Origin of the sequence: Hymenobacter profundi, assembly GCF_019334315.1 — a bacterium.
Lineage (GTDB): Bacteria > Bacteroidota > Bacteroidia > Cytophagales > Hymenobacteraceae > Hymenobacter > Hymenobacter profundi.
Genome location: NZ_JAHWGL010000004.1, coordinates 83002 through 106055 on the forward strand (window position 1 = coordinate 83002; position 23054 = coordinate 106055).

General features: G+C 57.3%; 16 protein-coding genes. 7 read left to right on the plus strand and 9 right to left on the minus strand.

Annotation, left to right across the window (positions count from 1 at the left end):
- Positions 1–36: 36 nt before the first annotated feature.
- Positions 37–3711, minus strand: coding sequence for a T9SS type B sorting domain-containing protein (locus KYK14_RS02330; RefSeq protein WP_219156614.1), 3675 nt, complete (start codon positions 3709–3711; stop codon positions 37–39).
- Between the two features lie 686 nt (positions 3712–4397).
- On the opposite strand from KYK14_RS02330, the gene KYK14_RS02335 reads away from it, so the two are divergent.
- The gene (locus tag KYK14_RS02335) at positions 4398–5156 is read left to right on the plus strand and encodes an alpha/beta fold hydrolase (protein WP_185281457.1); all 759 of its coding nucleotides are present in this window, start codon (positions 4398–4400) and stop codon (positions 5154–5156) included.
- Between the two features lie 58 nt (positions 5157–5214).
- Here KYK14_RS02335 and KYK14_RS02340 read toward each other — a convergent pair whose 3' ends face one another.
- Both KYK14_RS02340 and KYK14_RS02345 read right to left on the minus strand, forming a co-directional pair.
- Positions 5215–5718 (minus strand): peptidase associated/transthyretin-like domain-containing protein, encoded by a 504-nt coding sequence (locus KYK14_RS02340; protein ID WP_208306566.1) that lies wholly within the window; start codon positions 5716–5718, stop codon positions 5215–5217.
- A gap of 288 nt (positions 5719–6006) precedes the next feature.
- Complete coding sequence (locus KYK14_RS02345) at positions 6007–7002, minus strand: aspartate-semialdehyde dehydrogenase (RefSeq protein ID WP_219156616.1); 996 nt, start codon at positions 7000–7002, stop codon at positions 6007–6009.
- A gap of 153 nt (positions 7003–7155) precedes the next feature.
- Between KYK14_RS02345 and KYK14_RS22385 the strand changes: the two genes are divergently transcribed.
- Positions 7156–9765: a lamin tail domain-containing protein gene (locus tag KYK14_RS22385; protein WP_219156618.1), complete on the plus strand. Its 2610-nt coding sequence runs from the start codon at positions 7156–7158 to the stop codon at positions 9763–9765.
- 108 nt (positions 9766–9873) lie between these two features.
- Here the strand turns inward: KYK14_RS22385 and KYK14_RS02355 are convergent, their stop codons facing one another.
- Together KYK14_RS02355 and KYK14_RS02360 are read right to left on the minus strand one after the other, a co-directional pair.
- Entirely contained in the window at positions 9874–10218 is a 345-nt protein-coding gene (locus KYK14_RS02355) for a hypothetical protein (protein WP_219156620.1), read from the minus strand.
- Between the two features lie 75 nt (positions 10219–10293).
- Positions 10294–10665, minus strand: a complete 372-nt coding sequence (locus KYK14_RS02360; RefSeq protein ID WP_219156622.1) for a hypothetical protein — start codon at positions 10663–10665, stop codon at positions 10294–10296.
- A 103-nt stretch (positions 10666–10768) separates the two neighbouring features.
- On the opposite strand from KYK14_RS02360, the gene KYK14_RS02365 reads away from it, so the two are divergent.
- Complete coding sequence (locus KYK14_RS02365; protein ID WP_185281450.1) at positions 10769–11152, plus strand: SPW repeat domain-containing protein; 384 nt, start codon at positions 10769–10771, stop codon at positions 11150–11152.
- Positions 11153–11242: 90 nt separating this feature from the next.
- On the opposite strand, the gene KYK14_RS02370 is transcribed toward KYK14_RS02365, so the two are convergent.
- Positions 11243–12103, minus strand: coding sequence for a transporter (locus tag KYK14_RS02370; protein ID WP_219156624.1), 861 nt, complete (start codon positions 12101–12103; stop codon positions 11243–11245).
- A 306-nt stretch (positions 12104–12409) separates the two neighbouring features.
- Here KYK14_RS02370 and KYK14_RS02375 point away from each other — a divergent pair, with 306 nt between their 5' ends.
- Both KYK14_RS02375 and KYK14_RS02380 read left to right on the plus strand, forming a co-directional pair.
- Positions 12410–13882 carry a glycoside hydrolase family 30 protein gene (locus KYK14_RS02375; protein WP_219156626.1) on the plus strand — a complete coding sequence of 491 codons (1473 nt, stop codon included), beginning with the start codon at positions 12410–12412 and terminating at the stop codon, positions 13880–13882.
- A 92-nt stretch (positions 13883–13974) separates the two neighbouring features.
- Entirely contained in the window at positions 13975–14601 is a 627-nt protein-coding gene (locus KYK14_RS02380) for a DUF1349 domain-containing protein (protein ID WP_243900163.1), read from the plus strand.
- A gap of 70 nt (positions 14602–14671) precedes the next feature.
- On the opposite strand, the gene KYK14_RS02385 is transcribed toward KYK14_RS02380, so the two are convergent.
- Together KYK14_RS02385 and KYK14_RS02390 are read right to left on the minus strand one after the other, a co-directional pair.
- Complete coding sequence (locus KYK14_RS02385; RefSeq protein WP_219156628.1) at positions 14672–17137, minus strand: TonB-dependent receptor; 2466 nt, start codon at positions 17135–17137, stop codon at positions 14672–14674.
- A 95-nt stretch (positions 17138–17232) separates the two neighbouring features.
- Positions 17233–18618, minus strand: a complete 1386-nt coding sequence (locus tag KYK14_RS02390) for an Nramp family divalent metal transporter (RefSeq protein ID WP_219156630.1) — start codon at positions 18616–18618, stop codon at positions 17233–17235.
- A gap of 171 nt (positions 18619–18789) precedes the next feature.
- Here KYK14_RS02390 and KYK14_RS02395 point away from each other — a divergent pair, with 171 nt between their 5' ends.
- Positions 18790–19782 carry a cation diffusion facilitator family transporter gene (locus KYK14_RS02395; protein ID WP_185281445.1) on the plus strand — a complete coding sequence of 331 codons (993 nt, stop codon included), beginning with the start codon at positions 18790–18792 and terminating at the stop codon, positions 19780–19782.
- A 126-nt stretch (positions 19783–19908) separates the two neighbouring features.
- Here the strand turns inward: KYK14_RS02395 and KYK14_RS02400 are convergent, their stop codons facing one another.
- Positions 19909–20931: an aldo/keto reductase gene (locus tag KYK14_RS02400; RefSeq protein WP_219156632.1), complete on the minus strand. Its 1023-nt coding sequence runs from the start codon at positions 20929–20931 to the stop codon at positions 19909–19911.
- Between the two features lie 344 nt (positions 20932–21275).
- Between KYK14_RS02400 and KYK14_RS02405 the strand changes: the two genes are divergently transcribed.
- A complete protein-coding gene (locus KYK14_RS02405) occupies positions 21276–22955 on the plus strand; it encodes an amidase (protein ID WP_219156634.1) in 1680 nt (559 codons plus the stop codon).
- Positions 22956–23054: the final 99 nt, after the last annotated feature.

Genomic DNA, 23054 nt, shown 5'->3' on the forward strand with positions numbered 1-23054 from the left:
TGTACAGCCCTGTTTTCTTGCAAGCGTTTAACGCTGCTAATACATAATCTGGAACCAGCCCTTGTAGGAAGTCCCATCGGGGAGCTTAAACAAATAGTAGTGTATGCCGCTACTCGTGCCCTCGCCCCCGTAAGTGTTGCGGTAATTAGTTGTGCGGTACACCTCCTTGCCCCAGCGGTCAAATACCGTAAGCGTATTATTAGGATAAAGCGCTACGTTGTCGATGAAGAGCACGTCGTTTTTGCCGTCGTTGTTGGGCGTAATAATATTGTAGAAGCCCAGCTTATTCTCGAAGGCCACGCACGCGTCGTTGGAGTACGCCAATAGCGGCTGCGCGTCTCCACTCACAGCCTGCACCCGGAAGCACTGGCTGAAGCCTGCTGCACCAGTAGCCAATTCGGTGCGGAGCGTATTGCCGGGTACAGTCGCTACTAATTCGGGCGGTGCATTATCAGTGGCGCGGTACACGCGGTATTCCTGCACGGCGAAACCCTGGTAGGCCGTCCAACTAATCTGGGCAGTGCCGACCGCGCGGCCCCCGGTGCTTTCGGTGGCGGTTGCCGTAGCCAAGATGGTGGTATGCGGGGTGCTAAGCAGGACGGTGCCACAGCTGTTGAGAAGTTGTAGCTGGTATTCGTAGCTGTTGCGGTCTGCATCCACGTCTGGGTCGGTGTAGGTAGTGGCCGTAGTTGGCAGGCTGGCTATTGGCTGAAAAGCACCAGTGCTACCTGCTACCCGCCGTACTACACGCACCTGACCAGTAGAAGCTACAGGATTGGTTACTCGGAAAGTCAGCGTGGTATGATGGTCATCGGTGGGGCCCACTGAGGCTGTGTACAAGGCCACCTGAACATTGTCGGGCGCGACAGTGAGCGAGGCCGTACAGCTAGCACTGGTGGTTTCTGTTACCTGAAGCGTAGCCGTAGTCGTGCCGGCCGGGATGTCTACCTGCACCGTGGCCGTGCCTTGGCCCCGCACGATAGTACCTCCGACTACCACCCAGTTGTATACACCATTCGGTAACGTGGTGGCAGTATACGTGAGAGCCGTACGGGCTTCGGGGCAATAAAAGCGTGGCCCCGTAATAATTAGTGGAGGTGTTACCAACAGTTGCTTCGTGTAAAGCGGTCCTTGGCAGCCATTGCTGTTGGTTTCCTGCGCCGTAAGCGTATAGGGTGTCGTGCTGGCGGCGGGGGTAGGGAGCGTAATAGTCATTCCGGCAGCACCCGGCAGCACCATGCCGTTCAGCCTAAACTCATAGCGCGAGGTAGGCGCGCCAGGTAGAGAGAAGGAAACAGTAGTGACTGCTGCGCACACTCGTTCGGGTCCGCTGATGGCTAAATCGGTAGCGGGGGTAGGCAGCACGCGCACATAAAGTGTGTCGCTCTGCCCGCGGCAAATACCTCCCGTTGGATTGCTCATTTCTGTTACGATGAGCTTGCCTATGCCCGGCCGGGTCCACTGCACCCGCACTGTGCCCTGGTTGGTGCTCACCTGGGTGCCGCCCACAATTTGCCAGCCATACACTGAGCCATTGGTGTAGGGCGTTTGGTAGGTTAGCACACCATCGGAAAGGCATGCTTGGGTAGGACCGCTGGGCGTTACCGTTGCTAGTTGCGGATGAACACGCACGGGCAGTACCACGGCCTCAGAGGCACACCCCGTAGTGTTGAGTGTAACGGCCCGCACACTACCGGCCGTAGTGGCGGCGCCCCAATCGACGAGAATACTACTCGTGCCCTGCCCCGCGCTGATGGTGCCGCCGCGTACCTCCCATTGGTAGGCTCCCGCCCGTGGGTTGCGAATTGAGTAAACAATACCCCGAACCGTGGGGCAAACCGATTGACTACCCTGAATACTATCGGGTATCGGACGGGGATTGACGGTGATGCGAACCGTATCGTGGGCGACGCAGCCCGTGGGAGCCGTAGCCAGCACTGCGTAGGTGAGAACGACAGGTGCAGACGTAGCATTGGTAGGCGTCAGAGTCGGCTGGGCAGATGTGGTGCTGCTCAAGCCAATAGCTGGGCTCCACTGGTAGGAGTAGCCTGGTAAGGCCGCCGTACCCAACTGAGTTTGCGCAGCGGCGCATGTTATCCGGTCGGAGCCGGCGTTTACTGTGGCCGGCGGTTGTACCGTTACCTGCACGCTGCTGGTGGCCGTGCAGCCAGTAGCGGTTGTGACGGTGAGAGTAAAGGTGTAGGTTTGAGCTACACCAGTAGGCGGTCTAAAGGTCGGCTGGGCAGATGTGGTGTTGCTCAGGCCGATAGCCGGGCTCCATTGGTAGGAGTAGCCCGGCAAGGCCGTCGTACCCAGCGTGGTAGTACTACCCGGACAAAGTGCTACGTTGCCGCCAGCATTGGCTACGGGTGCGGGCGCTACGGTCACGGTTACCTGCCGGCTGATTGTGCAATTACCCGTTGTGGCAGTAAGCGTGTAGGTAGTTGTGCGCGTTGGCGACACTGTGACCGTAGCCCCACGAAAGGTCTGACCATCGCCGGTCCACGTATAGTCCTGCCCACCCGAGGCCGTGAGGGTAGTGCTTGCGCCAGGGCATATACTCGCGGCTGGGCTGACAGCCACTGCATTGCCCGGTCGCAGATCTACCACCTTTGAAACAGAGTCGGCCAAGCAGCCCTGAGCTTTATACACGGTGACGCGTCCCGTTGGGCCAGTACCCCAAAGCACTTGCACGGTATTACCAGTGGTAGCACCCTGCAAGGTGCCGCCACTTACAAGCCATTGGTAACCAGTGGTGCTAGAAGAAGCTGTAGCGTACGTAACAGGTTGCGACCGGTCGCAGATGCTGGCCTCGCCCGTAATAGGAGCTAGTGGTGCTGCTTTGGTTACCATGATGCGGTATATTTCCGCAATGCTTTTGCTGCCACACGCGTCGTCCGTCACTGTTATAATTACATCGTAGGGTGTAGCGCGCGCGTCGCCGCAACCAGCAGTATATACAAAGCTGCCGTTGATGGTGCCCACGGCCGTGCTGCTGGCTGAGCCCGTGGCACTTCCCGTAGCTATCGTCCCGGGATTATTATTGAAAGTAGCGTTAAAAGGCCCAGCACCATCCAGCAGCGCACTATTAAGCTTCATCGTGAGCTTTTGCTGCTCTGGGTCAGATGCCATTACCGTAAAACGCACCGTTTGGCCTTCCTCAATGGCATATTCTTTTACAGCAACAGAGGATGGCGTAAATACTGGTGGTAGGTTGGAGGGACAAGGGCGCACTACCAGTTGCACATCCCGGCGGGTGGTACCGACCAGTACTTCCCGCCCGTTTAGCTTGCGGTATTCTTTCACATCTACGGCCACCACAAAGTTGCCCAAGGCAGGAGAGGCGTACCGACTCAAGCCTGTAGTGGCGTTAAGCGCCGCGAAACCATTCTTGCCGAAAGGTTGATTGACCGTATACCCCGGTGCGTACAGCACCGATCCCGGCGGTGGGGCAAAAACGGTACTGCCCAATGGCGCGCCCTGGTAAGGGGTGCCAAACGAATAAATTAGCCGGTCGCCATCGGCATCGTAGGCATTATTGAGAATTAGGCTGGTATCTCCCTGACAAATAACAGCCACGGCCGTGTCCGAAAAGACCGGAGACGTATTGGGGAGCAGTGGTGGCGCCATCTCGGTGTATAACAGCATGTTGGTATCACCGGAATTGACCAGATTGATAATGCCCACATTGCGCGTGTTGTCAGCAAACACAGCGTAATAACCGTCAAACGAAAGAGGGAGATTGACGGTAGTCTTGTATGTGGCCAGCGTTACGCGGGGCGGCCTGTTAGGGAGGGCGCAAGTTCCGGAAACAGGTGGGGTTACCTCTGCAAAGCTATTGCGCGGTACCTCTAGACTCAGGATGCGAGCACCAGCTTGAGATTTATTGTAAATATTAAGTGTGATATAAGGTCTGCCATCCGGAATCTGGGAGGAGGGTTCCTTATTAAGATACGCTAATACGGTTACCTGGTACCGAAACGGAGCTGCCGTCGGCCCGTTCGCATCAAGGTACTTATAGTGCATTTCGCCGCCCAACAAGTGAGAGGCCGTGGCTGGCAGAACAGCGAGTAGTAATAACCATAAGATGCTAAAACTAGTGCGTAGTAGTGGAAACATAAGCAGAAAATATATAGCGCATTTCGTGGCTCGAAGGTAAGAGAATAGGCTATTTTTAAATTTGAAAAAAATTGCATTTTTTTAATTTATTTATCTGGAAGTAAAAGCGATAAGCATGTGAAATGTATCACAGTTTTACATTGTAAATAATTGATAATAAATAGTAAATCGAGGAATATAAAGAGGGTAATTTTTAGTTAAAAAACATAAAAAAAATACAGCCAGGTTGAGTAGGCTAGTCGTAAGTATAGACTACTACAATTTCGCGTTACTCAACCATGCACCAGCATCAACACCCTACCCTCGTCTTCCTCCACGGCTTCATAGAAAGCCGCGAAATATGGACGGATTTCACCCGTGACTTTCCCAACGACTACCCCATCTTCGCACCCGATCTATTAGGCCACGGCGATAATACGGCGCCCGTAGCCAACTACTCCATGCGTGCCCAGGCCGATTATGTGGCCAAGCAACTACAGCAGCAAAACATTGAAAAAGCCGTGCTGATAGGCCACAGTATGGGCGGCTACGTAGCGCTGGCCCTAGCCGAAAAGCACCCAGAGCTGGTAGCAGGGTTGTGCCTGCTCAACTCCTCGGCGCTGGCTGATACGGACGAGAAAAAGCAGAACCGCGAGAAGAACATTGATTTCATTGAGCGCCACGGGGTAGAGAAGTTCATGAACTCCTTCGTGCGCCCCCTGTTCGCGCCCGCCCACCGCGACTCGATGCCCGAGCAGCTACGGATGCTGGAGAATATCGGTAAGGCCACGCCCAAGGAAACCTTCATTGGTGGGCTGCGGGCCATGGCCGCCCGCGCCGACCGCACGCAAGTGCTACGCGAGGCGCAGTTTCCGGTGCTCGTTATTGCCGGTAAAGAGGATTTGGCGGTACCCTTCGAGCAGTCGATAGAAGTGACGCAACTGGCGCCGGTTACATACGCGCTGTTTTTGGCGGAGGTAGGGCACTTGGCCTACCTAGAGGCGCCGGAGCGCACGCGACAGGCAGTGCTTGATTTCGCGGCGGTGACGTTTGCATAAAAAATGGTCTGATGAAGCTCGCTTCATCAGACCATTTTCAGATTCTAACTTAAGGGGATTACTTCTCGATTGGCACCATTTTGTCGCGTAGATCGGCCGGTACATCTTCCGTTGAAATGATGCTAAGGCCATCATTTTTGAAGAGGATAGAACCCTGTGCACTTTCAGCCATTACACCTTGCACATCGCGCTGTGCAATGCGGTACATGGCGCCAGTAGCCGGGTCTACAATCAGCATTCCTATAAGGCCTCCAAAAACGATGTTGCCAAAATACCAGCCGTTTAAATTGGCTTCCAGGGTCATTTGGCGGTCGGCATAGCCTGCCTTTTTAAAGGTGAGAGTGTAGATTTCCTTTTTAAAGAAGCCGGCACCCGATTTTAGCATAACGGCGGTGGGCACCTTGCCCGCAAATACTTCCTTACCGGCACGATTGGTCACGGTAACATCGGCACCGACTGGCACACTATTGATGGCGACAGGGTAGCGACTTTTGCTAACAATGGAGGCGCAGCTGCCTAGTGCCAATGTAGCAGCCAAAGCGAAGGGTAAAGTTACTTTCATGTAATAATGAGTATGATTAAAAAAAGAAAAAAGATCAAATAATTTTCTATTCCGGAAAGGATTTTAGAAGAAGTATGCGAATATAGAAATGGCCAATATCATTGTATGCAAGGTGATTCATTATTTTTTTCCTTAACCTTATAATAGAATGACAAATACTTATTATATAATAATTCTTATAATTTGAGTTGCCTGTAATTTTCGTAAATACCACAGTGCCCCGATCGGATGAGTCCGACCGGGGCACTGTGGTATTTGCTGCTATAACTCTGCGGTAGCCTCACTGGCCTACCCAATCAACCCCATTTTCATCATGGCCTCGGCAATTTGCACAGCGTTGGTGGCGGCGCCTTTGCGCAGGTTGTCGGCCACTACCCACATATTGAGGGTGCGGGGCTGGGTTTCGTCGCGGCGGAGGCGGCCGACGAGCACGGCGTCTTTGCCGTGGGCGTCTTTGGGCATGGGGTAGACGTTATTTTTTACGTCGTCTACCACTTCCACGCCTTCGGTCTGGCGCAGCAGTTCGCGCACCTCGTCGAGGTCAAATTCCTCGGCAAACTCCACGTTCACCGACTCCGAGTGGCCGCCCATCACGGGAATGCGCACGGTGGTGGCTGTCACGCGGATGCTGTCGTCGCCGAAGATCTTATTGGTTTCCTTCACCATTTTCATCTCCTCCTTCGTGTAGCCGTTGTCCTCGAACACGTCGATGTGGGGTAGCACGTTCAGGTCGATGCGGTGGGGGTAGGCGGGGTTGCTGGCATCCTGGCCGGCGCGCTCCTCCAGGAGTTGATCTACAGCTTTTTTGCCGGTGCCTGTTACGCTTTGGTAGGTGCTTACTACAATGCGCTGCACCTTGTATTTTTCGTGTAGCTTGTTGAGAGCCACCACCATTTGAATGGTAGAGCAGTTGGGGTTGGCAATGATTTTATCATCGGCAGTCAACTCTTTGGCGTTGATTTCGGGCACTACCAGCTTTTTGGTGGGGTCCATGCGCCAAGCCGAGGAGTTGTCAATTACTACGGTGCCTACCTCGGCAAAGCGTGGGGCCTCCTCCTTGCTGGTGGTGCCGCCGGCCGAGAAAATGGCTACATCGGGGCAAGCCGCTACGGCGTCGTCCATGCTCACCACCTTGTATTTTTTGCCCTGAAACTCAATTTCCTGGCCCACCGATTTGGCAGAGGCCACGGGTAGAAGCTCGGTGACCGGGAAATTCCGCTCGGCCAACACTTTCAGCATTTCGCCCCCGACTAGGCCGGTGGCACCTACTACGGCTACTTTCATGGTTGTTTAAAAATGAGTAGAACAGTAAAGGTACACGCTGCTGCTCTTTTTTGTAGTAGAACTTGGATTTCCTGATACAATGCGCAAAGGTTGGCGCGTATTCTGCGTGAGAATACAACGTGCACCGCGCCGGAAATTACTAGTTCGATCCTCGTGAAACTCTATTTGCTATTGGCAGCCCTGCTGCTCACGCTGTCCGCACACGCCCAGCTCAGCGACTCGTTTACCGACGGTGACTTCACCCAAAACCCACCCTGGACCGGCGACGCGGCCGGCTTTACCATCAACGCGCAGAAGCAGCTGCAAACCAACGGCCCCGCCGTGACGGGCACCCAACTGCAACTCGTAACGCCCTGCCAGGCCGTAACGGGCACCACCTGGGAGTGTTGGGTCAACATCAAAAACACGGTGAGCAGCGGCAACTACGCCGACGTGTGGCTGCTGGCCGACCGTGCCGACCTAAAAACCAGTGGCACGCAGGGCTATTTCGTGCGCCTCGGCGGCACACCGAAGGAAGTAGCGCTATTTCGCAAAAATGCCACGGGTAGCCCAACGTACGTGGTTGATGGGCAGGATAACACGCTGAATTCGACCAGCAATAACCTGGTGCGCGTGCGCGTGACGCGCTCCGTGCAGAACGTCTGGACGCTGGAGCGCGACCTGACCGGCGGCTCCAACTTCACCACGGAAGGAACCGGTACCGATGCCACGCACCAGCATGGCGGCTACGTGGGGGTAGTCGTCACGTACTCATCGGCCAACAGCCAGAAGTATTCCTTCACTGATTTTCGGGTGACAGACACCGCACCGCCTACCCCAGTGAAAGCCACGGCTACGGCTGCCCGGCAGCTTGATGTGACGTTCAACGAGCCCGTAGCGCCCGGCGTTGGTGCCGCCAGTTTCCGATTGGTGGCGGCCGGGGCGCCGCCAATCCTGAGCGCCGAGCGCGACGCGGCGGACCCTGCCGTAGTGCATCTCACCTACGCGGCCAATTTGCCATTGGGCAGCGTTACGGTGGAGGTACGCAACGTGGTCGATCTGTACGGCAATGCAGCAGCCGGGCCGCTTACGGTGGGCTTTGTCAACAATGGCTTTGCCGTGGCGCCAGGCTTCAACCAAGTGCTTATCACTGAAATACTAGCCAACGAAATGCCTGTTGTAGGGCTACCCGCGTCGGAATACGTGGAGGTGCACAACCCTAGTGCCACGGCTGTGCTGGACCTAGTGGGCGTGCGCCTGCTGAAACCTAGCAGCACCGGTAATCCGGCGGTGTTTCCGACTGGGGCAGTGCTGTTACCGGGCGAGTACGCCGTGGTGTGCGGCAGCACGCGGGCTGCGCAGTTTGCCGGCTTCGGGAAAGTATTTGGCCTAACGAATTTCCCTAGCCTCACCAATGCCGGCGACCAACTGGTATTGCGCAGCCGCACGGGGCAGACGTTGTTTGAAATCAGCTATTCCGATACGTGGTACAAGGACAGTAAGAAAAAAAACGGCGGTTGGGCGCTGGAAATGGTGGATAGGGCCAACCCCTGTGCCGGCCTCGCCAATTGGACCGCCAGCCAGGATGACAGCGGTGGCACGCCCGGCCGCGCCAACTCTGTGCGCGCTACCAACCCCGACCAAACGCCACCTGCGCTACTGCGGGCACTGGCCACTAACCCTACCACTGTGCGGCTGTTTTTTGAAGAGAAGCTGGATAGTGCCGCCGTGGCGAACGTAGCGCTGTATGCGCTTACTACGGGTATCATCACGCGGGCCACTGCCATAGCTCCCGATTTCCGGGCGGTGGACCTCACGCTGGGCGCGGCTCTGCAAGCCAATCAGCCCCTCACGGTAACCGTACAACGCGCCGTAGACTGTGTGGGCAATACTATCGGCGCTGCGGCTACGGCTACGTTTGCCCTACCCGGCACCCCTGCCGCGGGCGACGTGGTTATCAATGAAATTCTGTTCAACCCGCGCACGTATGCAGTGGATTTTGTAGAGCTATTGAATCGCTCCGATAAGTACCTGGATGTGCAAGGCTGGACGCTCAGCAACCAAAAGCCTGACGGTACTCTGGACACAAAGTCCGTAACGGCCGCGCCCTATGTACTGGCTCCGCGCCAACTGGTGGTCCTGACGGAGCGCCCCGATATCGTGCAAGCGCAGTACCCGACGTCTCACGATGCGGCCGCGTTCCTACCTGTTTCCGCCCTACCCACCTACCCCGATGATGCCGGTATAGTAAGCGTCAGCTCGGCCGCTGGGGTGCTGCTCGACCGCTACGCCTACGATAAAGCGCAGCATCTGGCTCTGCTCAGCGACCTGGATGGGGTGTCGTTGGAGCGCATCCGGACCGATGGGCCGAGCGCGGCGGGCAACTTTCACTCGGCGGCCAGCGCGGTGGGTTATGCCACGCCGGGTAGGCCCAACTCGCAGTACCAGGAGGATCCTGGGGGCGATAAGCTGTTTCGGCTGGAGCCCGAGGTATTCACGCCCGACGAAGATGGGCAGCAGGATTTCACTACCCTGAATTACCAACTCGATCAACCAGGGTATGCTGCCACCGTTACTATCTACGATGCTCAGGGCCGGCTTATACGCCGCCTCGTGCGCAACGAAACCCTACCCCTCAGCGGCTTCGTGCAGTGGGATGGCCTCAACGACCAGGGCCACAAAGTGCCCGTAGGGGCCTACGTACTGCTGATTGAACTCCTGCACCCAGCCAGTGGCAACCAACGGCAGTACAAAAAGACAGTGGTAGTAGGCGCCCGGTTTTAGGTAGCGTTTCGGGCAGAATGGGTAGATAATCAAATAAAAACCGTCCTACCGAATACAGCTGAAGGCTGTATTCGGTAGGACGGTTTTTATTTGATTATGGACAGTTACTTAATTGCTGCCCGTGGTGCCTGTGCTGCCCGTAGTACTGCCGCCCGTGGTGGTACCCATGCTACCTGTAGTGCCCGTGGTGCTACCTGTGGTGCCGCCTGTGTTACCTGTGGTACCACCGCTTGTGCTACCCGTAGTACCTGCACCGCTGGCATTACCGGCGCTATCCGCCATGCCTGCGTTGTTGGGCGCATCTATGCGGGGTGAGAGTTGCTCTTGTTGGGCTGTGGTTTCGGGGTTGCCGTTGCCTGCCTGGTACGTTTCGTCGGTGGTGTGGCTACGGCAAGAGCCCAGCGTAGCGGTGAGTAGTGCAGCAGCGGCGGCTATGGAAAGGAGACGTTTCATGGGAAAAGAATAAGGAAGGTGTGGTTTTCTGATGTTACCGCGGAAAGTCAGACAAGGTTGTCCTCTAGCTGAAAATCAAATGCCAGCCCCGCCGTAGATGGTTGAACCTTCAGGATGGGTAGGCATCCAACGGCCGTCACGAATCGACGGTGTCATGACGCAGCAGCAACTCCAGTATTCGTACTGACCTTCTCGGACTTTGGCCGGTGATAAGTCAAAACGCCAGCAACGGCACCACCAGCAGGTTTCAAGAAGCAAGGCATCCTCAACGACGCACCCAACCTGCACGACCTCGACGCCGGCGACCTGAAGTATCACTTCGTTCTTCGCGCCACCTACGCCACCGTGCTCCGCAACTGGCTTCAGGCCGATGACACTACCATTTTGGGTAGCCAATTTGAAGGCCTGAGCGGGGTGACGTAAAGGTGAGCGCCAAAGCTGAAGCATAGGCAAAGAATGCGGCTGAAAAATAGCAGCTCGACAATATCTATTGAGTATCAGGTACGTAGAAGGCGGGGTACGCTGTTTCTCTCACCAAACACTTCTCCTCATGAAAATTCTGTCTCCGTCTGCACATGGCATCCTCGATTACCTGACCGTTGCCTTTTTCGCGTTGGCCCCCACCGTATTTGGGTTCACGGGCACTTACGCCACGGTATGCTACGTACTGGCCGCGGGCTACCTGCTCATTACCCTGCTCACAGCCTTCCCCATGGGCGTGCTCAAGGTTATTCCGTTTCTGGTGCACGGCCGGCTGGAGCTGGTAAGCGGACTGGTGTTTCTGGTTTCGCCCTGGCTGTTTGGCTTCGCCGACGACAACTTGACCGCCCGCAACCTCTTTATGGCCTCGGGGGTAGTGTTTCTGCTGGTGTGGTTCATCACCGACTGGCACGCCGAAACCCGCAGCGTCGCAACGGATACGCCTAGAGTGTAACACTCGGTATACCTAATACGGTTATAAGAAAGCCCTGTCAGACACTGCTGACAGGGCTTTTTGTGGTTTTTAACGGCTTGTACTCAGCGTCTACAGCCGGAAGCTGAACCCCACGAAATACTCGTGGTCTGTTTGGCGGTTGAGGGCAATGTGCGTACCGATGTCGAATTGTAGATTGTCGCTAACGTCGAACTGCGGCCCCAGATTCACGCCGGCTTGCCAGCGGTTTTTGCTTGTATCCCAGTGCCCTACCACTTCTGCAAAGCCTTCCAGCCAATGCGTAAAAACCTTATCGATGGTGAAGGTAGGCGTGAGTAACACAAAATGCGAAGTGCTTTCGCGGTCGTACATCCACTCGGCGGCGGTTTGGGCGCCTATGTTCCAGTCGTGGGGTAACATGTAAATTACTGGCACCAGAAGTCCATATTCCACGGCCCCGTCGCCTACCTCTTTGCCGGTGGGCAGGCGTACGTAGCCGATGGCCGCTAAGGCAAAGCCTTTGTTGTCGTCGCCAATGAGGTTGCGTTTGAGGCGCACCACCATATCGCCCATGCGGGCTTGCCGATCCGGATCCATCGTTCCTTTATCTTCCCAATGTTTGTTGATGGTATAGGAATTCAGCCCTACCTGCAAATCGGTCTGGTTGGTAAGGCCTATTTTCATTAGGACATGGTTGAGGTAAAGCGACCGGTCGCGGGCGTCTCCATCACGGGAGTTGAGCAGGCGCAGTCCATCGTTTTCCAGCTGAAAGTGGCCCGCATCCACTGTGTAAGGGCTTTCAGTAATGCCAGGGCGGTCGGGCACCATCGGGCGCATGTACTTGCGCGGGGTAGGGTGGAACAAGTCGTAATGACTTTTATTGACCGAAATGGTGTCGTTGGTCTGGGCACGGGCGCTCAAGCCAACTAGCAGTAAAATTGCCAGTAGCAACGAGGGGTAGGGGAGGGACATAGCGCGAAGGTAGGCGGAAGGAATATAGGTCGCATCGCCCTGGGCTGAGCAAGCCCCTGCGTAGGCTTTCGGTATAACTATTAAGATAAGGCCAAAATCCACCCTGTTGTGCTTCACTATCTGTATACTGCCTCTGCCGTGAATAAAATACAGAATGGATATACAATCTATTGCATGCCAATGTTTTATTGTGGCGCACAGGTATTGGTTGTGATTTTGAGCAATTTGCACGCAGCCGAAAGCAATAGGATGCAGACTTTTGTAGCCAATTGTTTTCAGCGCTGCTGTTCATCCCCACTCCTACCCATGCGTAATATTCTTCTATCAATTCTAGCTGCTGGTATACTAAGCGCGCCGAGCGCTACAGCTCAGAAAGCCACCGCCCCAGCTGCCAAAACCTATTCTGCCGCCGGCAAAAAAGTGCAGGTATACACCACGGCTGCCAATACCCAAATGCGCCTCGCCAAAGCGGATAACGACCTCAGCTTCCAGCAAATGGGGCAGCCGCTGGAGACGCAGGTGTGCCTGTTTGTAGACCCTACCCACACGTTTCAGTCGCTCACGGGTATTGGTGGCGCCCTCACCGATGCCTCAGCCGAAGTATTTGCTAAGCTGCCTAAAGCCCAGCAAAAGGAGTTGCTGGACGCCTACTATAGCCCTACCAAGGGCATTGGCTACACGTTGGCCCGCACCAACATTGCCAGCTGCGACTTCTCCAGCGCCAGCTACACCTACGTGGCCGACAACGACAAGGAGCTGAAAACCTTCAGCGTGAAGCACGACGAGCAGTACCGCATTCCGTTCATTAAGCAGGCCACGGCGGCGGCGGGCGGCAAGCTGCCGCTGTTTGTGAGTCCCTGGTCGCCGCCCGCCTGGATGAAGGACAACAACAGCCTGGTGAAAGGCGGTAAGCTCCTACCCGAGTACCGCCAGGCCTGGGCCAACCACTACGTGAAGTTTATCAAAGAGTATGAGCGTCAAGGGATTCCAATTTGGGGCCTCACGGTGCAAAACGAGCCCATGGCTAAGCAAACCTGGGAGTCGTGCGTGTATTCGGCCGAGGAGGAGCGCGACTTCGTGAAGAACTTCCTGGGCCCGACGCTCAAGAAAAACGGCTTGTCTGACAAAAAGCTCATCGGCTGGGACCACAACCGCGACCAGATCTTCCAACGGGCCACCACCTTGTTCGACGACCCCGAGGCCAGCCAGTACTTCTGGGGTATCGGCTTTCACTGGTACGAAACCTGGACCGGCAGTGGCCAGCTGTTCGACAACCTGCGCCGCGTGCACGAAACCTACCCCAGCAAAAACCTGGTGTTCACGGAGGGCTGCGTGGAGCAGTTCAAACTCGACAACATCGGCGACTGGAAGCTGGGCGAGCGGTACGGCCGCTCCATGATCAACGACTTCAACGCCGGCACCGTCGCCTGGACCGACTGGAACATCTTGCTTGACGAAAACGGCGGCCCCAACCACGTGGGCAACTTCTGCTACGCCCCCGTGCACGCCGATACGCGCACCGGCAAGCTCACCTACACTAACTCGTTCTACTACATCGGGCACATTTCCAAGTTCGTGCGCCCCGGCGCCAAGCGCATTGCCGTGGCCTCTACCCGTGACTGGCTCTCGGCCACAGCCTTCGTAAACCCCGATGGCAAAGTGGCCGTGGTGGTGATGAATGATAGCGACAAAAAGCAGGAGTTCAGCCTCTGGATTAAAGGCCAAGCCGCGCCTACCGTCAGCCTACCCCACTCCATGATGACGCTGGTAGTGAACTAAATAGCTGCGTACAAACGAAATCTAAGATAGAACGTCATGCAGAGCGGAGCCGAAGCATGGCGTTCTTTTGTATTCTACCCATACCTCAACCCATGAAAACCCTTCTTCTCGCTACCCTTTCGCTTTTTCTAACGTTCACGGCGGCTGCCCAATCCTTCTCTACCATGCGCTGGCAAAACGCTCCCAAAAAATCGACCATCACCGCCAACAGCGTGCAGGTACAGGTAGACGGCGGCACCGATTTCTGGCGCGTGACGCACTACGGTTTCATCCGCGACAACGGCCATTTCTTCTTTCAGGAGCAGGAAGGCGATTTTCTGGCGAAAGTGAAGGTAGTAGGCCAGTACAAAGAACTGTATGACCAAGCCGGCCTCATGATTCGGTTGGATGAGAAGAACTGGATCAAGACCGGTATTGAGTACGTGAAGGGCGTGCAAAACGTCAGCGCCGTCGTAACCCGCGAGGTGTCCGACTGGTCGGTGGTGCCGCGGCAGGATAGTCCGAAAGCCATGTGGCTTACGCTCCTACGTAAAGGTGACTACGTGGAAATTCAGTATTCCTTCGACAACAAGGAGTTCAAGATGCTGCGCCTGGCCTACTTCCCGCCCACGCCGGGTAAGAAAGTGCAGATTGGCCTCATGTGCGCTGCTCCCGATGGCAAAGGCTTCCCCGTAACGTTCGAAGAATTTTCGGTGACGCCGGTAGCGAACGGAAAGTAGACCCTACTTCGGTTTCAAAAGCACGGCTTTCATAAACTGAAATGCCGTGCTTTTCTTTGTTCTGGCTTTATCACAATGGCACCACCACCTTCACGCTCACATTCCTACCCTGATTATAGATACCTGAGCGGCCATTGGGCGAGGCGGTGTAGTACTCAAAGTATTTCAGCCGGTTCAAGTGCGATTGATACGCCATATTGAACACGTTATCAACCTGCACAAACAGCTGCGCTACCTCACGTTGCCCACTACGCAATGTAGTGCCCGCGCCCAGGCCCAGCAGCGTGTAGCCCGCGGTGCGGGTTTCGGTGTTATCAACAGCGTAGAAGCGGTTTTGGGCGGCGTTGATATCCACTGTGGCACGCACATAGGTAGCGTGAAAGGGGCCAAGCGGGCGCGGCGTGGTATAGCGCGCTTCGGAGCGCGCCTGTAGGGGCGGAATGAACGGTAAGTACTTAGCCGCGTTGCCCTCCGTGGTGCGCAGGGCGTTGTTCTGATTCAGCCCCACCACATAGGCTAGGCTGTTGTTGAGCACGAAACCGGGTAGGGCGGTGGGATGTAGGTTGGCCGTGAGTTCGGCGCCGTAGAGGCGGGCGCCGCTCTGCTGGTATTGGTAGGTGGCGTTGCCGGGCACCAGCTCCACGGGCTGGCCGTTGGCATCGGTGAGGCGAGCCTGGTAAATGTAGCCGGTGATGCGGTTGTGGAAGGCGTCCACGCTTAGGTCGGCCCAGGGTAGGCGGGCGGCTAGGCCCAGGTCTTGTTGGAGGCTGAACTCGGGGTTGAAGGTGCGGTTGCCGAGGTACACGATATGGGCGCCGGGGTCGAGGCCGTTGGAACCTACCTCCGTGATGTTGGGCGCCCGGTAGCCCCGCGCCACGTTGGCGCGCAACACGTACCGTTCATTCAGCGCATACGTGCCCCCCACGCTAGCCGATACGCCCCGGTACCAACGCCCAAACGCCGCAAACTGCGGCTTCTTACCCAGCGCGGCCGGTACCTGCTGCTCAAAACCCGTGGCTGGGTTTGGTCCCACGTAGAAGTCGTTCCAGGTGAGGTAGCGTGTATCGTAGCGCAGACCGCCGGCCAGGTCCAGGCGGCCGAACGTCTTTTTCAGATGGATGTAGCCACCGATGTCGAACAGGTTGTAGTCGGGAATGGGGAAGTCGGTGGCGTCCTGATTGCGGTTGCGCTGGGCCATGCCGTTCAAGCCCGCGGTAGCCTCCACCCCCAGCAGGGTAGGAGCGGCGTAGCGGAGGTCATAGTTATAAGTAGTGAGTTGCACGCTCAGGCCCGGCTGCTCGGGTAGGGTAGGGTGATTGTACTCGCGGCGGCGGTTTTGCTGCACGCCCAGCAGCGCGTGCAACTCGCCCGCACCCAGCCGGAAGCGGTTGCGCGTGAGCAAGCGGTAGTGCTGAATGCGCTGGTACAGCGGGTTGAGGCGGTAGGTGGAAAGCTCAGCCGTGGGCACCAGCGGCCGGTTGCGGATATCATCGCCCTCGTCCAGCACCTGCCGCGTAAAACGGCGGCTCAGGGAGTCGCGGCTGCCGTCGGGGATTTCCTGGTGGTTGTCGTAGAGCGTCGCCGACCAGTCGGAGCTACCCCAAGTTTTGTCTACCCCGGCCGTGCCCGTGGCGTTCAGCTCCCGGAAGGCGGTGCCGTACACGCGGCCATCCACCGGGTTGCGGTAGTTCTGAGCCAGGCGGTAGGAGGCGCGGCCGCCGTAGTGCCAGCCGGCGCGGTGGTAGCGCAACCCCACCGACGCGCCCAGCAGGTTGTTGTTGGTCTGATATTCCGTGAGAGCGTCGCCGTGGAGCTGTCCCTCGGAGCCGTCGTCGGGACGGCGGGGTAGCAGGTTCACTACTCCAGCCACGGCATCGGAGCCGTAGATGAGGCTGGCGGGTCCTTTCACCACCTCAATGCGCTCAATATCATACTGATCTATCTCAATGCCGTGCTCATCGCCCCACTGCTGGCCCTCTTGGCGTAGGCCGTTGTACATGGTCAGCACGCGGTTGTAGCCCAGTCCCCGGATAAACGGTTTGCTGATGTTGGGGCCGGTCGTTACGGCATTCAGGCCGGGCACGCCCCGCACGGCCGCGTCAATCACGTTGCCGTTGGCGTTCAGGTTGATATCGCGGCGGTTGAGGGCTGCCACCGGCACGGGGCTGCGGCGCAGCTCCGTAGCGCGGGACACACCCGTGACTACCACTTCTTCCAGTGCCGCAGGCGTGGCTACCAGGGTAGCATCCAGCACCAGGGTTTGGGCCGCTGCTACCGTCACGCGCCGCCGCACTGGCTGGTAGCCCACAAACGAAAACACAATTTCCGTAGCGCCGGCCGGCACGTTGCGCAGCTCGTAGCGCCCTTGTGCATTGGTGGTGCAGCCCTCCGCAGTGCCTACCAGCGCCACCGTCACCTGCTCCAAGGGCTGGCCCGCCGCCCGCACCTGCCCCCGGATGGTAGCAGCTGTAGCAGACTGCGCTACTGACTCACTTCCTATCAACAGCATAAACAGAAGAAAGAAAAGCTGTTTCATATTTAAAGCGTATGAAAAATATATTTAGATTAATCTAAACCTGTTGACCCAAAAAAAGCGCCGCGGCGGACTTACCCACCACAGCGCTTTCGTATTTATCCTATAAACGTCTGCACCAGCAGGTACACGTTCAGTACCACGATGATGGCCGATACACTCCAGGCCGTGGCTTGCATCCAGGGCTTGTTCACGAACACACCCATCTTGAGCTTGCTACCCGTGAAGAGTACCAAGGGTATCACAGCAAAGCTGAGTTGAAAGGAGAGGATAACCTGGCTGAGCACCAGCAGCTCGCTGGTGCCGTGCTCCCCGTACATCACCGTGACCACAAAGGCCGGCACCACCGCAATGCTGCGCGTAATCAGGCGGCGCATCCAGGGTTTCAGCTTCAAATCCAGAAAGCCTTCCATCACGATTTGACCTGCGAGGGTGCCCGTAAGGGTAGAGTTTTGACCCGAAGCCAGCAGTGCCACCGCAAACAGTACACTGGCCGCGCCTGCGCCCAGCACTGGCGCCAGCAGCTTGTGCGCGTCGGTAATGTCGGCCACGTCGCGGTAGCCGTTGTAGTGGAAGGCCGCGGCTGACGTGACCAGAATGGCTCCGTTTACGAAAAACGCTAGCAACAGTGACACCGTGCTGTCGATGGTCGCAAACTTGATAGCCATGCGCTTGCCGGGCTCCGTCTGCTCGATCTGCCGCGTCTGCACAATGCTGGAGTGCAAGTACAGGTTGTGCGGCATCACGGTAGCACCCAAAATGCCAATGGCAATGTAGAGCATGTGCGGGTTGGTAACAATTTGGGGCTGAGGTACCAATCCTTGCGCCAACGCAAAGTAATCAGGGTGCGACACCACTACTTCGTAGATAAAGCACACAAAAATTACCACCATCAGGCCTGCCACAAAGCTTTCCAGCGCCCGGAAACCCTTATTCTGGAACAGCAGCACCACCATCACGTCCAGGATGGTGAGGGCCACACCCCAGGTGAGGGGCAGGCCAAAGAGCAGGTTGAGCGCAATGGCGGAGCCGATGACTTCGGCTAAATCGCAGGCGGCAATGGCAATTTCGCAGAGTACCCACAGCACCAGGCTTACCGGCCGGGAGTAGTGGTCGCGGCAGGCCTGAGCCAGGTCGCGCCCGGTTACGATGCCGAGCTTGGCCGCCAGGTGCTGCAAGAGCATGGCGAAAAAGTTGGAAATCAGAATCACCGACAGCAGTGTGTAGCCGTAGCGGGCACCGCCTTCAATGTCGGTGGCCCAGTTGCCGGGGTCCATGTAGCCCACGGCCACCATCAGGCCGGGCCCGCCAAAGGCCATCAGCTTGCGCCAGAACGACGCGTCGGCGCCGGGTACTTTAATGGAACTGTGTACCTCGGGTAGGGAATTGGCGCGCCGAGCGTGCCGCCAGCCGGCATCGGGTGCATCGGCGGGGGTAGGGGCAGAAGCGAGTGGGGTAATCGAATCCTGTACGGGTAGAGGCATAAGTAACTTGTAGCGAAAGAACTGCGAAAGCTAGTTTAATTTTTAGATAAACCTAAAAATTAATTTAAGCGTCTATAAATACGTAGAAAAGCAGGGTAAAAGTTTCGCTGAAAACAGAAGTGGTTTTTTTCGCGGAATTTTGTTGCCCTTTTTGCCGTTGCTCCCCTCCCTATGCTTGATAAGAAAACCAAAAACCGTCTGGGCCTGCTATCGTTGGTGGTGAGCGTGGCGCTAGTGGCGCTGAAGTTCTACGCCTACTTCATGACCCGCTCGCAGGTGGTGCTGACGGATGCGTTGGAGTCGATTATCAACGTCTTTACGAGCGGTTTTGCGTTCTACAGCATCTACCTAGCCAGCCTACCCAAGGACGAAAACCACCCCTATGGCCACGGAAAAATCGAGCATCTATCGGTAGGATTCGAAGGCGGACTGATTCTGTTTGCCGGCCTCTATATCTTCTACAGCGCCACGCGCACGCTGTTTGAGCCGCACGCCGTGGCCGCGCCCGATCTGGGCGTGTGGCTGCTGGCGGTAGCGGGTGTCATCAACTTAGGGGTAGGCTACCTGCTGGTGCGCGAGGGCAAGCGCCTGAAATCGGCCGCGTTGGTCGGAGATGGACAGCACTTATATATTGATGCGTTGACGTCGCTGGTATCATGCGCGGCGCTTCTGCTGGTGTTTCTCACTGGCATTGTGCTGTTCGATACGCTGGCGGCGCTGCTGCTGGGCATTGTGATTGTGGTGAATGGCTACAAGATGCTGCGCAGCTCCGCCTCGGCCCTAATGGATGAATCGGACGCGGCCACGGTGGCCGAGGTAGTGGCCGAGCTACAACGCCACCGCCAACCCGCTTGGATTGACGTGCATAACCTGCGCGTGCAGCGCTACGGCGCCAACCTGCACATCGACTGCCACATGCAGATGCCATATTATTTCAGCCTTGAAGCCATTCATAATGAGCTGAATAAGATTGAAACCCTCATGCGCCAGCACGCCGACGCCGAGGTGGAAATGTTTGTGCACGCCGACCCCTGTACCTTCCGCGCCTGCTCTCTATGCCATATGGCCGACTGCCCCGTCCGCCAACACGCCTTCGCGCACGAGGTAGAGTGGAATCTCGCTAACGCCGTCCGCAACGAGCGACATCAGTTGGCGGAAGGGTAGGAAAATTGACAAAACCTGTCATCCTGAGCGCAGCGAAGGACCTTCTCATGTTGAACGACCATCGTACCAACGACTCGTGCCAACGTGAGAAGGTCCTTCGCTACGCTCAGGATGACAAATGAAAACCTACTTCTGTCGGTCCTGACCGGTCATGTCCAGCATCCAGCCGGGGTACTCGGCGGGTAGGGCGCTGGCTTCGGCCAGTTGCTTCAGCTCTTCTTCGGAGAACTGTACGTCTACCGATTTCAGGTTGTCTTCGAGCTGCGACATTTTGCTGGCGCCGATGATAATGCTCGTCACGGCCGGCTGGTGCAGCAGCCACGCCAGAGCCAACTGGGCCACGGAAGCACCTTTTTGTTTGGCCAATGGGTGTAGAATATCCAGAATATCGAAGGCCCGGTCGCGGTTCACGGGCGGGAAGTCGAAGTTAACGCGGCGGCCGTCTTCGCCTTCCTGCTTCTCGCGGCTGTACTTGCCGCTGAGCAAACCGCCCGCCAGCGGGCTCCAGACCATTAACCCTACCTTCTGGTCTTGCAGCAGCGGAATCAACTCGCGCTCCAGTTCGCGCCCAGCCACGGTGTAGTAGGCTTGCAGCGACACAAATTTCTCCAGGTGCAGGTGCTCGGAGGTGCCCAGCGCTTTCATCAGTTGCCAAGCGGCCACGTTGCTGGCCCCAATGTAGCGCACCTTGCCGCTACGCACCAGGTCATCAAACGCCCGCAGGGTTTCCTCGAAGGGCGTCAGCGGGTCGTAGCTGTGCATTTGGTAGAGGTCGATGTAGTCGGTGCCGAGGCGCTTGAGGCTGGCTTCGGCCTGGTCCATGATGTGCTTGCGCGTGAGGCCCACTTGGTTGGGACCATCGCCCATTTTGCCGCGCACTTTGGTGGCAACGATCAGTTCGTTGCGGCTCAAACCCAAGTTGCGGATGGCCTGCCCGGTCATCTCTTCTGATTGGCCTTCGGAATACACGTTGGCCGTGTCAAGGAAGTTGATGCCCGCGTCTACAGAGCGCTTCAGCAACTCATCGGCGCCGGCCTGGTCTACCTTGGCAATTTCCTTGAAGCGGCCTTCGGTCTGGCCAAACGTCATGGTGCCCAGGCACAGCTCGGATACTTTCAGGCCGGTGTTGCCTAACAGATTGTATTTCATGTTGGGGAGGGGTAGGTGGTTGTGGAAAGGGTATGCTTACCTTAACTACAAGGCAGTTGTGGCTGATGTTTCCCTGACCTTTCACTTTCTCAGTAGCTGATTGGCTACTTGAACGGTGTAGAGACGCATACTTGCGTCTCATCGTTGAACGATTTCGGCCATCTGGCGCGAGCGAGGAGACGCAAGTATGCGTCTCTACACCGTTCAAGTAGCCTGGAAAATCAACGCAAACAACTTCCAGATAACAACTTGGATTCCTCGCTTTGCTCGGAATGACAAGAAGTTACTTGCGTAAGTGGGTAGTCCGAGTAGCTTTGCTGTGCACCTGCTGTCCCTACTCTTTCATGCTAAGAAAAGCCCTACCCTACCTAGCCGTGGGCCTGACCTGCTTCGGTGCGGGCGCTTTCGCCACGCGCCCCGTCGAGCTGCCGCCCATCACGCTGGCTACCCTACAAGCTGCCCAGGACCTACTGGGCTTGCACTTCACCGATGCTCAACTCGACTCTACCCTGGGTAACCTGCGGCAAAACCGCGCCAGCTACGAGGCCCTGCGTCAGTTGAATATGCCCAACAGCGTAGCGCCCGCCGAAACCTTCGACCCGCGCCCGCTCCGCATCCGGCAAGCCATGCAACCAGCCCGCGTAGCGGACGCCGGCAAGCTGCCCAAAAGGGACAAGGTGAAGCTGCCCACCAACCGTGACGACTTGGCCTACTACACCGTGCGCCAGCTAGGCGAGCTGCTGCGTACCAAGCAGCTTTCGTCGGAAGAACTGACGCAATTCTGTCTGGCCCGCCTCAAAAAGTACGACCCGCAACTGCACTGCGTCATCAGCCTCACCGAGGAGCTGGCCTTACAGCAAGCCCGCCAAGCCGATAAGGAAATCAAAGCCGGTAAGTACCGCGGACCGCTGCACGGTATTCCGTGCGGGGTGAAGGATTTGTTCAGCGCCAAGGGCTACAAAACCACCTGGGGCGCCATGCCCTACAAAGACCAGATGCTGGATGAAAACTCGGCCGTGGTGGAGCGCCTGGAGCAGGCCGGAGCTGTGCTAGTGGCTAAGCTCACGCTGGGGGCGCTGGCCCAAGGCGACGTGTGGTTCGGTGGCAAAACCCGCTCACCGTGGAAGCTGAGCGAGGGTAGCAGCGGCTCGTCGGCAGGGTCGGCATCGGCGGTGGCGGCGGGGCTGGTGCCGTTTGCCATCGGCACCGAAACGTTGGGCTCGATTATGAGTCCTAGCACGGCCTGCGGCACCACCGGCCTGCGCCCTACCTACGGGCGCATCAGCAGGGCCGGAGCGATGGCCCTGAGCTGGACTATGGACAAAGCTGGTCCGCTTACCCGCTCGGCCGAGGATTGCGCCCTGGTGCTGGCCGCCCTGGCCGGCCCCGACCCGCGCGACCCGGCTACCCTGCAAGCGCCCGCGCCGTTCCGCTACGCCTTCGATACCAATATCAAGAAGCTGCGGGTAGGCTACCTGAAAGCGGAGTTTGACCGCGACTACCCCACCAAAGCCAATGACCAGGCCAGCCTGGAAGTGCTACGCAAACTGGGCGTAGAGCTAGTGCCGCTGGAATTGCCTACCCTACCCGCCGGGGCCATGCGTTTCGGCCTCTCGGTGGAGGGCGCCGCCGCCTTCGACGACCTCACCCGCTCGGGTCGCGACGGGCTGCTGGTGCAGCAACACCGTTACGCCTGGCCCAACACGTTCCGGTCGTCGCGGTTTGTGCCGGCCGTGGAGTACATCCAGGCCCAGCGCGCCCGCACCCTGCTGATTGAAGCCATGGACCAGAAGCTGCAAGGCTTCGACCTTTACCTAGCGCCCACCAGCAGCGCCAGCCTCACCATCACCAACCTCACCGGCCATCCGGCCGTGGCCGTGCCCAACGGCTTCCGTGCCAGCGGCCTACCCAGCACCATCACCTTCACCGGCCAGCTCTACGAAGAAGGCAAGCTGCTGGCCCTGGTGAAAGCCTACCAAGACGCCACGGACTTCGACGAGAAGCACCCGCCGCTGTTTCAATAGTATAACTTAACGCTCACCCCACCCCCCTAGCCCCCTCCCCTCTGGGAGAGGGGGAGCCTTTTCCGGAGCTATTAGCTGATAGTTTTCCGTTGAACAAGA

What these genes read in the sequence shown, in the direction of transcription:
- KYK14_RS02355 (WP_219156620.1), bottom strand. Translation starts at nt 10,218, where the DNA reads ATGAAACGTCTCCTTTCCATAGCCGCCGCTGCTGCACTACTCACCGCT.
- KYK14_RS02375 (WP_219156626.1), top strand. Translation starts at nt 12,410, where the DNA reads ATGCGTAATATTCTTCTATCAATTCTAGCTGCTGGTATACTAAGCGCG.
- KYK14_RS02405 (WP_219156634.1), top strand. Translation starts at nt 21,276, where the DNA reads ATGCTAAGAAAAGCCCTACCCTACCTAGCCGTGGGCCTGACCTGCTTC.
- KYK14_RS02400 (WP_219156632.1), bottom strand. Translation starts at nt 20,931, where the DNA reads ATGAAATACAATCTGTTAGGCAACACCGGCCTGAAAGTATCCGAGCTG.
- KYK14_RS02370 (WP_219156624.1), bottom strand. Translation starts at nt 12,103, where the DNA reads ATGTCCCTCCCCTACCCCTCGTTGCTACTGGCAATTTTACTGCTAGTT.
- KYK14_RS02335 (WP_185281457.1), top strand. Translation starts at nt 4,398, where the DNA reads ATGCACCAGCATCAACACCCTACCCTCGTCTTCCTCCACGGCTTCATA.
- KYK14_RS02380 (WP_243900163.1), top strand. Translation starts at nt 13,975, where the DNA reads ATGAAAACCCTTCTTCTCGCTACCCTTTCGCTTTTTCTAACGTTCACG.
- KYK14_RS02345 (WP_219156616.1), bottom strand. Translation starts at nt 7,002, where the DNA reads ATGAAAGTAGCCGTAGTAGGTGCCACCGGCCTAGTCGGGGGCGAAATG.
- KYK14_RS02340 (WP_208306566.1), bottom strand. Translation starts at nt 5,718, where the DNA reads ATGAAAGTAACTTTACCCTTCGCTTTGGCTGCTACATTGGCACTAGGC.
- KYK14_RS02360 (WP_219156622.1), bottom strand. Translation starts at nt 10,665, where the DNA reads ATGCTTCAGCTTTGGCGCTCACCTTTACGTCACCCCGCTCAGGCCTTC.
- KYK14_RS02395 (WP_185281445.1), top strand. Translation starts at nt 18,790, where the DNA reads ATGCTTGATAAGAAAACCAAAAACCGTCTGGGCCTGCTATCGTTGGTG.
- KYK14_RS02390 (WP_219156630.1), bottom strand. Translation starts at nt 18,618, where the DNA reads ATGCCTCTACCCGTACAGGATTCGATTACCCCACTCGCTTCTGCCCCT.
- KYK14_RS02385 (WP_219156628.1), bottom strand. Translation starts at nt 17,137, where the DNA reads ATGAAACAGCTTTTCTTTCTTCTGTTTATGCTGTTGATAGGAAGTGAG.
- KYK14_RS02365 (WP_185281450.1), top strand. Translation starts at nt 10,769, where the DNA reads ATGAAAATTCTGTCTCCGTCTGCACATGGCATCCTCGATTACCTGACC.